This window comes from Pseudomonas sp. Irchel s3b2, from assembly GCF_900187445.1.
Lineage (GTDB): Bacteria > Pseudomonadota > Gammaproteobacteria > Pseudomonadales > Pseudomonadaceae > Aquipseudomonas.
Genome location: NZ_FYEB01000001.1, coordinates 1,233,296 through 1,247,892 on the forward strand (window position 1 = coordinate 1,233,296; position 14,597 = coordinate 1,247,892).

A 14,597-nucleotide genomic window follows, 5' to 3' on the forward strand; every position below is an offset into this window, starting at 1 on the left:
ATGCGGGCATTTTTGTCAGCGTTTCAAAGCAGGCTCACTGATCGTCGAAATACCGTTCATGCCAATCCACCAACGGTTGTGGTGAGTTGAGCTTCTGGCCGTAGATCACCGAGTACGACAGCACGTTTTGCACGTACTGCCGGGTTTCGTCGAACGGGATGCTTTCCACCCACACATCGAAGCTCAGGTGATCGGCGCCACGCAGCCATTGACGCACGCGGCCGGGGCCGGCGTTGTAGGCGGCAGAGGCGAGGACGCGGTTGCCGTTGAATTGGCTGTGGACCTGGCTCAGGTAAGCGGCTCCGAGCTGGATGTTTTTGTCCGGGTCGAACACTTGCTGCGGCGAAGCGAGGGGAATGCTGAACTTGCGCGCGGTTTCCTTGGCGGTGCCGGGCATCAGCTGCATCAGGCCGCTGGCGCCGACGCCGGAGCGCGCATCGGCCATGAAGGCGCTTTCCTGACGGGTGATGGCGAATACCCAACTCGAGTGCAGTCCACGGACCTTGGCTTCGCGCACCAGGGTTTCGCGGTGGGCCATCGGGAAGCGGATATCCAGGTCGTCCCAGTACTTCGCCTGACTGATGGTACGGATCGCCGGGAAATACCATTTCAGGTCGTAAGCCAATTTCGCCTGAGCGACCATTTCATCGCGGCTGAAGTGCCGGCTGACGTGGTACCACTCGCGACGACCGTCGACGATCTGCCCGCGCGCATGGAATTCCAGGGCACGTCGTATGCCAGGGGTATTGCGCACCTTGTTGATCAGCGCCTGGCTGAGTACCAGCGGTTTGTTGTTCAGCGAATAGGGGGATTGCGAGCGGTCGGCCGCCAGGAAACCGTAGAAGTCGCGCTCATGAGCCAGGTTCTTGTAAAGCGTCTGGGCTTCCGGATTCTGTGGCTGTGCCAGCTCCAGGCTGCGAGCCTGCCAGTAACGCCAGCGGTTGGTGGTGGCCAGGTCTTGGGGCAGGCGGCGGGTCAATTGATAGGCATCGTCCCAACGGGCCAGGCGCAACAGCAGGCGCAAGCGCCATTCGGAAACGGTGTTGTCCCGCAGCTCCGGGTCATATTTGGTCATCACGTCCAGCGCACGGCTGTCGAAACGTTTGGCGAGGGTCAGCCCGATTTCTCGGGCAATCGCGACTTTTTCGTCACGGGAGAAGTGCATGCTGCTGGCGTAACCGTCGAGCAGGGCCATGGCTTTGTCCGGATCCTGACGGGCCAGACGGCGCAGGCCGAGGCTGACGATGTCGGACATCGGTTCATCGGCCGGGATGAAGCGCGATGGCTGATTGAGCAACTCGGGCTTCTGCGCCACATCCACCAGCAGGCGACCGCGCGGGGCGAGTGTCGTCAGGCTATTGATCAGGCTGTTGGCCAGCGGATAGTTGCGCGCCTGGGCGGCGAGCTTGGTGCGTTCCCAGCGTTTCTGTTCGGTCAGTTGACCCTCGGCGGCCCACATGCCGAACACACCATCGCACGCGTCGGGTTGGGTTTTGCCGGTCAGCCAGAGTTTATTGGCGTTGGCGTAGCCTTCGGCCTTGCGGTTATGACTGATCTGATACTGCGCGTTCAGGCAGTCGAGTTCGGTGAAATTGAGTTTGGGATCATAATATTTGACGAAGGTTGCCCAATCCCCGCGTTCGCTCAGCCAGCGCAGCCAGCGCAACTTCATCCAGTTGGCTTGCGGCAGGTCACCGTGTTCGGCGAGGAATTTTTCGATTTCGGCATTGCTCGCGGTTTTCAGGCGCGCGGTCAATTCGTCATAAGCCAGATAGGGCTCCAGCGGATAATCGCTCAGAGCCTGGCGGTAACGGAAATAAGGGCCGGTATCGCCTTTGGCCAAGGCACGCTTGGCTTCATCGTAATACTGGCGTTGGGTGGACAGGTCCACCGCCTGGGCGGATTGAGCGACAGCGGCTGTAAGAAGCAAACATGAAAAAAGATTGAAAAGGCGACTGCGCATGAGACGTCCGGGCAGAGAAATCATGACAAGTGCCAGCAAGCGCGGCACTGAATTGTCTGTAGCTTAGCCTTTTGCCAGCAAGGGGCGAAAGCTTTGCCGAGCGGTCGGCACAAGTTCGCAACAATTGTTGTGCAGAGTGCTTCGACATTGAAATTGCCGGCCTTCTGCAGCCTCAAGTCAGGTAGAATGCGCGCCCGGTTTTTGGAGAAGCTCATGACCCTGCTCAAATTCAGCGATGTGTCCCTTGCTTTCGGCGCTATGCCGTTGTTGGACAAGGTGTCCTGGCAGATCGCCCGTGGTGAGCGGGTGTGCATCATCGGCCGCAATGGCACTGGCAAGTCCAGCATGATGAAGCTCGTCAAGGGCGACCAGAAGCCCGATGACGGCTCTGTTTGGCGCGCACCTGGCCTAAAGATTGGCGAATTGCCGCAAGAATTGCCGGTAGCCGACGAGCGGACTGTGTTCGACGTGGTTGCCGAAGGCCTGGACGGTGTCGGCGAGCTACTCGCGCAATATCATCACCTGAGCCAGAACATCGTCACCGACGCTGACCTGGACAAACTGATGCACGTTCAGCACGACCTCGAAGCCCGAGACGGCTGGCGTTTGCAGCAACTGGTCGACAGCACCTTGAGCCGCTTGCAACTGCCGGCCGACAAGACCCTCGCCGAATTGTCCGGCGGCTGGCGTCGACGCGTCCTGCTGGCCCAAGCCCTGGTTTCCGAACCGGATCTGCTGCTGCTCGACGAACCGACCAACCACCTGGACATCGGCGCCATTGCCTGGCTTGAAGAAGCGCTGAAGGATTTCCAGGGCGCCGTGCTGTTCATCACGCACGACCGTTCATTCCTGCAGAACCTCGCGACCCGCATTCTGGAACTGGATCGCGGTGGCCTGATCGACTGGAACGGCGATTACGCCAGTTTCCTCGTGCACAAAGAGGCGACGCTGGCGGCTGAAGAAACCGCCAACGCGCTGTTCGACAAGAAACTGGCCCAGGAAGAAGTCTGGATCCGCCAGGGCATCAAGGCTCGTCGCACCCGTAACGAAGGCCGCGTCCGCGCCCTGAAAGCCTTGCGCGTCGAGCGTAGCGAGCGTCGTGAGCGCACCGGCAAGGCCAACATTCAGCTGGATACCGCCGACAAGTCCGGTAAACAGGTCATGGTCCTCGAGAACGTGAGCTTCGCGCACCCGGGCGGTCCGTTCCTGATCAAGGATTTCTCGATGGTTCTGCAGCGCGGCGACCGTATCGGTCTGCTCGGCGCCAACGGTACCGGCAAGACCACGCTGCTGAAACTGATGCTCAGCGGCCTGCAGCCGACCAGCGGCACAGTGGAAGAGGGGACGCGCATCGACGTGGCCTACTTCGACCAGTTGCGCCATCAGCTGGACCTGGAAAAGACCGTGATCGACAACGTGGCCGAAGGTCGCGACTTCATCGATATCGATGGTCAGAGCCGCCATGTGCTGAGCTACCTCGGCGACTTCCTGTTCAGCCCGCAGCGTGCCCGCACGCCGGTCAAGGCGCTGTCCGGTGGTGAACGTGCCCGTCTGTTGCTGGCTAAACTGTTCAGCAAACCGGCGAACCTGCTGGTACTCGACGAACCGACCAACGACCTCGACGTGGAAACCCTCGAGCTGCTGGAAGAGGTCTTGCTGACCTTCAACGGCACCGTGCTGATGGTCAGCCACGACCGGGCATTCCTCGATAACGTGGTCACCAGCACCCTGGTCTTCGAAGGCGAAGGCAAGGTTCGCGAATACGTCGGCGGTTATCAGGACTGGCTGCGTCAGGGCGGCTCGCCGCGCCTGTTGGGTGTGACCGAGAGCAAGTCCGGCAAGGCCGACTTGAACTCGGCTGTCGTCACTGCTGAACCAGTGCCAGTCACTGCGGCAGTAGAGGCGCCGGTGGCAAAGAAGAAGCTCAGCTACAAATTGCAGCGTGAGCTGGAAGCCTTGCCGGGTCAGATCGAAGCCATGGAGCAGCAGATCGCGGTAGTTGAAGCGCAGATGGCGGATGCCGGTTTCTATCAGCGTCCTGCTGCCGAAACGGCTGCGGTGATCGCTCAGCTGGAGCAGTTGCAGGCTGAACTCGACGTGATGGTCGAGCGCTGGGCCGAGCTGGATGCCTGATTGATCCAGCGATAAAAAAGCCCGGCGTTCAGTGATGAACGCCGGGCTTTTCGTATGAAATGCATCTCTTTGCAGGAGTTGGCTTGTTGTTGGAACTGGCTTGCCAGCGAACGCAATTTTATATTCAGCGACGATGTTGACTGGGCCGCCGCTTTCGCTGGCAAGCCAGCTCCTACAAGGGGTTTAGCTTTTGATCAGGCGCACCGCGAGCACATCGCAAGGCGCGCCGTGCAGTACGTCATTGGCGGTGGAACCGAGCAACAGCGCCAGACCGTGTCGGCCATGACTGCCCACCACGATCAGGTCGCACGTTTGCTCCTTGGCGAGGTGGTGAATCTCCTGGCGCGGCTGGCCGTAGGTCAAGTGACTGTATTCCTTGGAGAGTTCCGGGTATTTCACGATCAATCGCTCAAGGCGCTCTTTGGCCTGATCGAACTGTTGTTGTTGCAACTGGGAAAGGTCCATCGGTACGTCGCCGCCAAAGGCCATGGCCATCGGTTCGACGATATGCACCAGGGACAGCTTCGCGCCATTGCTCACCGAAAGTTCGCGAGCTCGGTGGATGACAGGATCGCACTCTTCGGTTAGGTCTACAGCGACCAGAATGTGGTGGTAGGGCATGAGGTGCTCCTCCTGAGGATTGCAATATTGGTAAGTATGGCTGGTTTCAAGCGCATTGGTTTCAAAGTGACTCAATGGGCTCATCAAGAATCGGGAGTACAGATATGACGGTCTGGATAGTGGTGTCAATCCTGCTGGTGGTCTTGAGCCCGCTGGCCTGGTTGCGGCCCTCTCGTAGTCAGAGCGGGCGCATGGCCCTGCGAATGGAGGCGCGGCGCATTGGCCTGGCCATGCAACTGGCGCCCCAGGATTGGCCGCACTGGCTGAGCCAGGAGCCGCCGAGCCCTTGCGCCCAATACCATCGGCCGCGCCGTGGCACGCGACCGGCGTGCTGGAGTTACTGGCAGAAGGCGCCGGGCGTGTGGGTCAATCAGTGGCAAGAGGTCTGTGAGGATGGGATGCTGCTGAATCATTTCGAAAAATTGCCTGCCAACGTCTACAAGGTCGAGGCGGACAAGCAAATGATTGCCCTGTATTGGGGCGAGAAGGGCGAGGCATCTGTTTTGCAACAAATCGACACCACCCTCAAAGCACTCGCCTGAACCCGATCAGTAGCAGCTGCCGAGGCTGCGAGGCTGCTGCTACAGGTTTTGCAGGCAATAAAAAGCCCGACATCATCATCGGGCTGAGGTTGGCCAGGCAGGCCGGTAATTCTTTGTGCGCTGATCTTACGCTGGGCATTCGTCAAAGCGTTCAAATTTTTTCTTCAGGGTCCCGCCCAGCGTAGCTTGTTAAACACAGGCTGCCGGACATTAGGGCGACTTTTCTAACTATTGATTCTATGAATGGCCTCACATGCATCCGCGTGTTGCAGGGCTTCGTGGTACGGAAGTGACCGGAAAGTCGCGTTTCAACCAGTATTTTGGGCGATTGACAATTGCCGGAAATTCCGTGAAGGTGACACACCCAAATCAAACGGGCGTATGAATTGAGCGTTTGTATTACAGAGCGCTCCTACAGAATCCCGACTATCGCGTTGGCGGGTGTGCCGGGTGAATTGGCGTAGCATCGACGATAAACGTCCTTGCCGAGCCAGTCGCCTGCGTCCGACGTGTACTGTTCAGCTTCCATATCGTGGAGATCAGTTGATGATTTACGAAGGTAAAGCCATCACGGTTAAGGCTCTTGAAAGTGGCATCGTCGAATTGAAATTCGACCTCAAGGGTGAGTCCGTCAACAAGTTCAACCGTCTTACCCTGAACGAACTGCGTCAGGCTGTAGACACCATCAAGGCAGATGCTTCGATCAAGGGTGTGATCGTCAGCAGTGGCAAGGACGTGTTCATCGTCGGCGCCGACATCACCGAATTCGTCGACAACTTCAAGCTGCCGGATGCAGAGCTTGTCGCTGGTAACCTCGAAGCCAACAAGATTTTCAGCGATTTCGAAGACCTTAACGTCCCGACGGTCGCCGCAATCAATGGCATCGCACTGGGCGGCGGTCTTGAAATGTGCCTGGCGGCAGATTTCCGTGTCATGGCCGGCACCGCCAAAATCGGTCTGCCGGAAGTCAAGCTGGGCATCTACCCAGGCTTCGGCGGTACTGTGCGTTTGCCACGCATCATCGGTGCCGACAATGCCATCGAGTGGATTGCTGCCGGTAAGGAAAACCGCGCTGAAGACGCGCTGAAGGTCGGTGCCGTCGATGCCGTCGTCGCCCCTGAGAAATTGCAGGAAGCGGCTCTGAACCTGCTCAAGGGCGCCATCTCCGGCGAATTTGACTACAAAGCCAAGCGTCAGCCGAAGCTCGAGAAACTCAAGCTCAACGCCATCGAACAAATGATGTCGTTCGAAACCGCCAAAGGTTTCGTGGCCGGTCAAGCGGGCCCGAACTACCCTGCTCCGGTTGAAGCGATCAAAACTATCCAGAAAGCCGCGAACTTCGGTCGTGACAAGGCGCTGGAAGTCGAAGCCGCCGGTTTCGTCAAACTGGCCAAGACCTCTGCCGCGCAGAGCTTGATCGGTCTGTTCCTGAACGATCAGGAGCTGAAGAAAAAGGCCAAGGCCTATGACGAAATCGCCAAGGACGTGAAGCAAGCCGCCGTATTGGGCGCTGGCATCATGGGTGGCGGTATCGCTTATCAGTCGGCCTCCAAAGGTACGCCGATCCTGATGAAAGACATCAACGAGCACGGCATCGAGCAAGGTCTGGCCGAAGCCGCCAAGCTACTGGTGGGCCGCGTTGATAAAGGTCGCATGACCGCTGCGAAAATGGCTGAAGTGCTCAACGGCATTCGTCCTACGCTGTCTTACGGCGATTTTGGTCACGTCGACCTGGTCGTCGAAGCCGTTGTCGAGAACCCGAAGGTCAAGCAAGCCGTTCTGGCCGAAGTCGAAGACAAGGTCAAAGAGGACACCATCCTCGCGTCCAACACCTCGACCATTTCCATTACCTTGCTGGCCAAAGCCCTCAAGCGTCCGGAAAACTTCGTCGGCATGCACTTCTTCAACCCGGTGCATATGATGCCGCTGGTTGAAGTGATTCGTGGCGAGAAGTCCAGCGAAGTGGCTGTTGCCACCACCGTTGCCTACGCCAAGAAAATGGGCAAGAACCCGATCGTCGTCAACGACTGCCCTGGCTTCCTGGTCAACCGCGTGCTGTTCCCGTACTTCGGCGGCTTCGCCAAGCTGGTCAGCGCCGGTGTGGACTTCGTCCGCATCGACAAGGTCATGGAAAAATTCGGCTGGCCGATGGGCCCGGCGTACCTGATGGACGTGGTCGGCATCGACACCGGTCACCACGGTCGTGATGTCATGGCTGAAGGCTTCCCGGATCGCATGAAGGACGACCGCCGTTCGGCCGTCGACGTGCTCTACGAAGCCAAGCGCCTGGGCCAGAAGAATGGCAAAGGCTTCTATGCCTACGAGACCGACAAGCGCGGCAAGCAGAAGAAAGTCGCCGATCCTTCGGTACTGGAAGTGCTCAAGCCAATCGTGTTCGAACAGCGCGAAGTCACTGACGAGGACATCATCAACTGGATGATGATCCCGCTGTGCCTGGAAACCGTGCGTTGCCTGGAAGACGGCATTGTCGAAACCGCCGCCGAAGCCGACATGGGTCTGGTCTACGGTATTGGTTTCCCTCCATTCCGTGGCGGTGCACTGCGCTACATCGACTCGATCGGTGTTGCTGAGTTCGTTGCCCTGGCTGACCAGTACGCTGATTTGGGCGCGCTGTACCACCCGACCGCGAAGCTGCGTGAAATGGCCAAAAACGGTCAGAGCTTCTTCGGTTAAGCGCCCACACTAGAGCGAGAGTGAAAGTATATGAGCTTGAATCCTAGAGACGTCGTGATTGTCGACTTCGGTCGTACGCCGATGGGCCGCTCCAAGGGCGGCATGCACCGCAACACCCGCGCCGAAGACATGTCGGCGCACCTGATCAGCAAATTGCTGGAACGCAACGTCAAGGTCGACCCGAGCGAAGTCGAAGACGTGATCTGGGGCTGTGTGAACCAGACCCTGGAGCAGGGCTGGAACATCGCCCGCATGGCGTCCCTGATGACGCAGATCCCGCACACCTCGGCCGGCCAGACCGTCAGCCGCCTGTGTGGCTCGTCGATGAGTGCTCTGCACACCGCTGCGCAAGCGATCATGACCGGTAATGGTGACGTGTTCGTGGTTGGTGGCGTCGAGCATATGGGTCACGTGAGCATGATGCACGGTGTCGATCCGAACCCGCACATGTCCCTGTATGCGGCGAAAGCCTCGGGCATGATGGGCCTCACCGCGGAAATGCTCGGCAAAATGCACGGCATTACTCGTGAACAGCAAGACGCCTTTGGCGTGCGCTCCCACCAGCTCGCCCACAAGGCGACTGTGGAAGGCAAGTTCAAAGACGAAATCATCCCGATGCAGGGCTACGACGAGAACGGTTTCCTGAAACTGTTCGACTACGACGAAACCATTCGTCCGGAAACTACCCTGGAAAGCCTGGCGGCTCTGAAGCCAGCGTTTAATCCGAAGGGCGGCACCGTGACAGCCGGTACTTCGTCGCAGATCACCGATGGTGCTTCGTGCATGATCGTAATGTCGGCGCAGCGTGCACAGGACCTGGGCATTCAGCCTTTGGCGGTGATTCGTTCGATGGCAGTGGCAGGTGTGGACCCGGCGATCATGGGCTATGGTCCAGTACCGGCAACACAAAAAGCACTGAAGCGCGCGGGCCTTGGCATCAGCGATATCGACTTCTTCGAGCTCAACGAAGCTTTCGCCGCACAGGCCCTGCCAGTGCTGAAAGATTTGAAAGTGCTCGACAAGATGAACGAGAAGGTTAACCTGCACGGCGGCGCGATCGCCCTGGGTCACCCGTTCGGTTGTTCCGGTGCGCGTATCTCCGGCACTTTGCTGAACGTGATGAAGCAGAATGGCGGCACCTTCGGGGTGGCTACCATGTGCATTGGTCTCGGCCAAGGCATCTCCACCGTCTTCGAACGCGTTTAAGCGTTTCGCTGATGGAAGCCGGGGCCAAGTGCCCCGGTTTTTGTTTTTCCGGATTTATTTTATTTTTATTTTGAAAAAATTTGAGTGAGGGCCAAAGCATGCCGATACAACCTGGGCTCTACGAACATTACAAAGGTCCGCAGTACCGCGTATTCGCTGTTGCGCGGCATTCTGAAACCGAAGAAGAAGTGGTCTTCTACCAAGCCCTGTATGGCGATTACGGCTTTTGGGTGCGTCCCTTGAGCATGTTCCTGGAGTCGGTCGAGGTTGACGGCGAACAGGTGCCACGCTTTGCTTTGGTGCAAGCCGAACCGAGCGTTTTTCCTCAGCCATAAGGGGAGTGCGCGCAGATTCCTGCGCTTGACCTCACCTTGTAGCCACTATATATAGCGGTGCCGCGTCAGGCGCCAACCGCCTTTCACTTCTAGAATTCAGGAATTTTCTGATCCATGGGCAAATCGCTGGTCATTGTGGAATCCCCGGCTAAGGCCAAGACCATCAACAAGTATCTGGGTAACCAATACGTGGTGAAGTCGAGTATCGGCCATATCCGAGACCTGCCCACCAGCGGTTCGGCTAGCGCCAGCAAAGAACCTGCCGCCAAGCGCGGCAAGGCCGCCGCAGGTGAAGGTCCGGTGCTCACGCCGAAAGAGAAAGCGCGCAAGCAGCTGGTCTCGCGCATGGGTGTCGATCCCGATCATGGTTGGAAAGCCAAGTACGAGATCCTCCCGGGCAAGGAAAAAGTCATCGAAGAGCTGCGCCGGCTCGCCAAAGATGCTGACACCATCTATCTCGCAACCGACTTGGATCGCGAGGGGGAAGCCATTGCCTGGCACCTGCGCGAAGCCATCGGTGGTGACGACAGCCGCTACAAGCGCGTGGTGTTCAACGAAATCACCAAGAAAGCGATCCAGGAAGCCTTCTCCAAACCGGGCGAGCTGGACATCGATCGGGTAAACGCCCAGCAGGCGCGCCGCTTCCTCGACCGTGTGGTGGGTTACATGGTTTCGCCGCTGCTGTGGGCCAAGATCGCCCGTGGCCTGTCCGCCGGTCGCGTGCAATCGGTTGCCGTGAAGCTGGTGGTCGAGCGTGAGCGTGAAATCCGCGCGTTCAACCCGGAAGAGTACTGGGAAGTGCATGCCGACCTCGGCACCGCCAAGGGCGCGACCGTGCGCTTCGACGTGGCCCGCGAGAAAGGCGAAGCCTTCAAGCCGCTCAACGAAGCCCAGGCCATGGCCGCGCTGGAGAAGCTCAAGGCTTCCAGTTACAGCATCGTCAAGCGCGAAGACAAGCCGACCAGCAGCAAACCGTCGGCACCGTTCATCACCTCCACCCTGCAACAGGCCGCAAGCAACCGCCTGGGCTTCGGTGTGAAGAAAACCATGATGATGGCCCAGCGTTTGTACGAAGCCGGCTACATCACGTATATGCGTACCGACTCCACCAACCTCTCGGCCGATGCCGTGACGATGGCGCGTACTTATATTGAAGGTGAGTTCGGTAAGAAATACCTGCCGGAAAACCCGAATGTCTACAGCAGCAAGGAAGGCGCACAAGAGGCTCACGAAGCGATTCGTCCGTCCGACGCCAATACCGAGCCAAGCAAACTATCGGGCATGGAACGTGATGCCGAGCGACTTTACGAGCTGATCTGGCGCCAGTTCCTGGCCTGCCAGATGCTGCCGGCCCAATACCTGTCGACCACGGTCACTGTCGGTGCCGGTGACTTCGAACTGCGCGCCAAGGGTCGCATCCTGAAGTTCGACGGTTACACCCGCGTCATGCCGCAAATCACCAAGCCTGGCGATGACGATGTGCTGCCGGATATGGCCCAGGGCGACGCGATGAAGCTGATCAAGCTTGATCCGACCCAGCACTTCACCAAACCGCCGGCGCGTTACTCGGAAGCGAGCCTGGTTAAGGAAATGGAAAAACGCGGCATCGGTCGTCCTTCGACCTACGCGGCGATCATTTCGACCATTCAGGACCGCGGCTACGTAGCGCTGCACAACCGTCGTTTCTATTCGGAAAAGATGGGCGACATCGTCACCGAGCGTCTGGCCGAGAGCTTCTCCAATCTCATGGACTACGGCTTCACCGCCGGCATGGAAGAGAATCTCGATGATGTTGCTCAGGGTGAGCGCGACTGGAAAAACGTGCTCGACGAGTTCTACGGCGACTTCAAGAAGAAACTCGAAGTGGCCGAAAGCCCGGAAAACGGCATGCGGGCCAACCAGCCGGTCATGACTGACATTCCGTGCCTGACTTGCGGTCGTCCGATGCAGATTCGTACTGCCTCGACGGGCGTGTTCCTCGGTTGCTCGGGCTATAGCCTGCCGCCGAAAGAGCGCTGCAAAGCCACCGTCAACCTGGTGCCGGGCGATGAAATCGCTGCGGATGATGAGGGTGAGTCCGAGTCGTTGGTCCTGCGTGGCAAGCATCGCTGCCCGATCTGCAGCACAGCCATGGACGCTTATCTGCTCGACGAGAAGCGCAAGCTGCACATCTGCGGTAACAACCCGGATTGCGCTGGCTACGAAATCGAAGAGGGCACCTATCGCATCAAGGGCTATGAAGGTCCGAGCCTGGAATGCGACAAGTGTGGCAGCGAGATGCAACTCAAGACTGGCCGCTTCGGTAAATTCTTTGGTTGCACCAATCCAACCTGCAAAAACACCCGCAAGCTGCTGAAAAGCGGTGATGCGGCACCGCCGAAGATGGACCCGGTGAAGATGCCTGAGCTCAAGTGCGAAAAGGTCAACGACACCTACATCCTGCGCGACGGTGCTTCCGGCCTGTTCCTGGCGGCCAGCCAGTTCCCGAAAAACCGCGAGACCCGTGCTCCGTTGGTCATGGAGATCGTGCCGCACAAGGATGAGATCGATCCGAAGTATCACTTCCTTTGCGAAGCGCCGAAGAAAGATCCGGACGGCCTCCCGGCAGTGATCCGTTACAGCCGCAAGACCAAAGAGCAGTACGTGCAGACTGAGGTTGATGGTAAGCCGACTGGCTGGAAGGCGTATTACGACGGCGGCAAGTGGACGGTTGAAGACAAGCGTCCGGCAGCCAAAGCTTAAAAGCCGCTGTATAAAAAAAGGCCGCATGACAACCCTCGGGTTTTCATGCGGCCTTTTTTGTTTTGGGCTTGCGGGAGGCTCAGGTGATCCACGACACTGTCTGACCTGCGTGAAGCAATTATTTCGTTGTGGAGGCTGCCGTCATGGCCCACGAACTCTATACCCGTACCAACCAGAAGATTTATTTCGCCGGCCTGTCGCTGGAAGCGCTCGCCAAAGCCGAAGAGGGGCGGGCGATGAACGCCTTGGCGCTGATTCAGGCCGGGCGCGAATCGGCGTTGTTTCACCTGTACGGTGCTTTGCTGGGGCTGTGCCATGAAATCGCCGGTTTCTATCGCCTGCCTCAGGCTAATGCGCCACGGGCAGAGATGCTGTTGACCCGCGAAGTGCTCGAAACCATCGCTATTCCGGAAATGGCCGAGATGGTCGAACTGGCGCAAAACCCTGAAACCTGGCTGGCCAAACTGCTGTCGGCATATGCCGCATTGTTTCAGCCGCCTCGCGCTCCGCATAAGCCCAAGGGCGATGTGACGCAGCCGCTCATTCTGGCTGTTAATCTGGATGAAGAAGAGGCACCTGAAGAGCTGAGTCGCGAAGAGCTGGAGAGCTGGCGTCAGAACCTTAAAGGCCTGGCGATTCGGTTTCGCGAAGGGTTGAACGAGTGCTGAAAGATTGAGTGTTTAGGGATGGGGCCGCTCAAGGAAGAGTGATGTCAGAAATTTCTCTTCGTGATGGCATTTGGTCAAGATCCCGAGCGAAGCTTGGCTGATGCCTATATAATCCCCGCCTTTCGTGGAGAACAGACCTTTATGCCAACGTCCTTTCTAGAAATTGTCGAGTTACCAGACGGCCGAATCGAGCTGCGCAGGGCCGAGGACGAGGGTTCTCTGGTTACTTTGGATTTCTCCGAGGATGCCAAGGTTTTCCTGCAAGGCCAGCATGTGGAAGTCGCCAAGGCGATGTTGAGCGTCGGTGTTCAGATGGCAGGACGCCTGGTTGAAGGCGAATTTGATAAGGATGAGGGGCCTCGGGTTCTTCATTGATCCCGCCCGTCGGATTCTTCGGATACCTTTACGGGTTGGCTTCTCTATCCTTGGAGAAGCCCCGCGCTGTTCAGCGCGCACCGTGTTTGTCAGTTAACCCAGTCGAATATTCAGACTTTGCGCATCCCCGATACGGGCGGCGCTGATCAACTGTTGCCGCGACGTTGTGCTCAGCGGGTTAAGCCAGCTGACGACCGTATGGCTTCGGCCAAGTCGCAAGGCTTCGCAGGTCAACTGCTGAGCGCTCTGTGTGCCACGCGGTTGCAGGAGCAGAATGCGCTCACGGTTCAGGCCGGCGTCGCGTAACCAGGCTTGTGTCAGGCTGGCGGGCGGGGCGATCAGTGTCAGCCAGCGTGCATCCTGATCCTGACTTAGTTCCCTGAGAATCGGTGCCAGAAGGTTCAGGCAGTTCCCGGCCGCGCCGCGCAGTGATAGCTCGCTGAAGACTTCAGGCTCGGCGCTCCAGGGCGATTCGACCACGTCTTTCAGGATCGGCGCCAATGGCTGTGCCATGAACGCCTCGAACAACGGCAGTTGGGCTTGCTGTGAGGTATGTGGGAACTGCATAAAGCCTCCTTTAGCGGCGAATCACGCCGACACTCAAGCCTTCGATAACCAGTTCCTGATCTTTCAGGTTGACTTCGATAGGGGCGAATTCAGGGTTTTCGGCAATCAACCAGACCTTGCTGCCATCGCGCTTGAAGCGCTTGACGGTCACTTCGTCGCCGATCCGTGCCACCACAATCTGACCGTTACGGGCTTCACGGGTGGTATGGACGGCGAGCAGGTCGCCGTCGAAAATGCCGACGTCCTTCATGCTCATCCCATGGACCCGCAGCAGATAGTCGGCGCGAGGATGGAAGAACGAAGGGTTGATGTTGCAGGATTCTTCGATGTGCTGCTGGGCGAGGATCGGCGCACCGGCAGCCACCCGGCCAATGATCGGCAAGCTGGACTCGTCGGCCTTGGCTTCGAAGCCAGGGATGCGGATGCCGCGGGAGGCACCCGGGGTCATCTCGATCGCTCCCTTGCGGGCAAGCGCCTTGAGGTGTTCTTCCGCCGCATTGGGCGACTTGAACCCCAGTTCCTGAGCGATTTCCGCACGGGTCGGCGGGTAGCCGTTGTCTTCGAGGCAACGTTTGATGAAGGCCAGAATCTCTGCTTGGCGTGGCGTCAGCTTTAGCATATTGATCGCTCTGTCTTTTTATACAGTGACTGGGATTATATACAGTGAATTGGTCTTGGCAATGCCCCTTTTTTTGTCGGCCGCTGGACGGTCATTTCGCTCGCTGGTTGAAGCGGTACTGTTGTATGGTTA

The 14,597-nt window shown here is 58.3% G+C and carries 12 protein-coding genes; 8 read left to right on the top strand and 4 right to left on the bottom strand.

What is annotated here, in order from left to right:
• Positions 1-34: 34 nt before the first annotated feature.
• Positions 35-1,963 (bottom strand): transglycosylase SLT domain-containing protein, encoded by a 1,929-nt coding sequence (locus tag CKW20_RS05765; RefSeq protein ID WP_095052041.1) that lies wholly within the window; start codon positions 1,961-1,963, stop codon positions 35-37.
• Positions 1,964-2,176: 213 nt separating this feature from the next.
• On the opposite strand from CKW20_RS05765, the gene CKW20_RS05770 reads away from it, so the two are divergent.
• The gene (locus tag CKW20_RS05770; RefSeq protein ID WP_095052042.1) at positions 2,177-4,096 is read left to right on the top strand and encodes an ATP-binding cassette domain-containing protein; all 1,920 of its coding nucleotides are present in this window, start codon (positions 2,177-2,179) and stop codon (positions 4,094-4,096) included.
• 183 nt (positions 4,097-4,279) lie between these two features.
• Here CKW20_RS05770 and CKW20_RS05775 read toward each other — a convergent pair whose 3' ends face one another.
• Positions 4,280-4,717, bottom strand: a complete 438-nt coding sequence (locus CKW20_RS05775) for a universal stress protein (RefSeq protein ID WP_030128421.1) — start codon at positions 4,715-4,717, stop codon at positions 4,280-4,282.
• 104 nt (positions 4,718-4,821) lie between these two features.
• Here CKW20_RS05775 and CKW20_RS05780 point away from each other — a divergent pair, with 104 nt between their 5' ends.
• The 7 genes from CKW20_RS05780 to CKW20_RS05810 all read left to right on the top strand — a co-directional run bounded on the left by CKW20_RS05780 (position 4,822) and on the right by CKW20_RS05810 (position 13,279).
• Positions 4,822-5,259, top strand: coding sequence for a hypothetical protein (locus tag CKW20_RS05780; RefSeq protein ID WP_095052044.1), 438 nt, complete (start codon positions 4,822-4,824; stop codon positions 5,257-5,259).
• A 546-nt stretch (positions 5,260-5,805) separates the two neighbouring features.
• Entirely contained in the window at positions 5,806-7,953 is a 2,148-nt protein-coding gene (gene fadB / locus CKW20_RS05785; protein WP_095052045.1) for a fatty acid oxidation complex subunit alpha FadB, read from the top strand.
• A 30-nt stretch (positions 7,954-7,983) separates the two neighbouring features.
• Complete coding sequence (gene fadA, locus CKW20_RS05790) at positions 7,984-9,159, top strand: acetyl-CoA C-acyltransferase FadA (protein WP_095052046.1); 1,176 nt, start codon at positions 7,984-7,986, stop codon at positions 9,157-9,159.
• A 98-nt stretch (positions 9,160-9,257) separates the two neighbouring features.
• The gene (locus CKW20_RS05795; protein WP_007907781.1) at positions 9,258-9,494 is read left to right on the top strand and encodes a DUF1653 domain-containing protein; all 237 of its coding nucleotides are present in this window, start codon (positions 9,258-9,260) and stop codon (positions 9,492-9,494) included.
• A gap of 114 nt (positions 9,495-9,608) precedes the next feature.
• On the top strand, positions 9,609-12,236 hold the full coding sequence (gene topA / locus CKW20_RS05800; protein ID WP_095052048.1) for a type I DNA topoisomerase: 2,628 nt from the start codon (positions 9,609-9,611) through the stop codon (positions 12,234-12,236).
• A gap of 143 nt (positions 12,237-12,379) precedes the next feature.
• Positions 12,380-12,904, top strand: a complete 525-nt coding sequence (locus tag CKW20_RS05805) for a DUF6586 family protein (RefSeq protein WP_095052049.1) — start codon at positions 12,380-12,382, stop codon at positions 12,902-12,904.
• 141 nt (positions 12,905-13,045) lie between these two features.
• On the top strand, positions 13,046-13,279 hold the full coding sequence (locus tag CKW20_RS05810; protein WP_095052267.1) for a hypothetical protein: 234 nt from the start codon (positions 13,046-13,048) through the stop codon (positions 13,277-13,279).
• 93 nt (positions 13,280-13,372) lie between these two features.
• Here CKW20_RS05810 and sulA read toward each other — a convergent pair whose 3' ends face one another.
• On the bottom strand, positions 13,373-13,846 hold the full coding sequence (gene sulA / locus CKW20_RS05815; protein WP_008073066.1) for an SOS-induced cell division inhibitor SulA: 474 nt from the start codon (positions 13,844-13,846) through the stop codon (positions 13,373-13,375).
• Positions 13,847-13,856: 10 nt separating this feature from the next.
• Entirely contained in the window at positions 13,857-14,465 is a 609-nt protein-coding gene (gene lexA, locus CKW20_RS05820; protein WP_007907770.1) for a transcriptional repressor LexA, read from the bottom strand.
• Positions 14,466-14,597 lie beyond the last annotated feature (132 nt).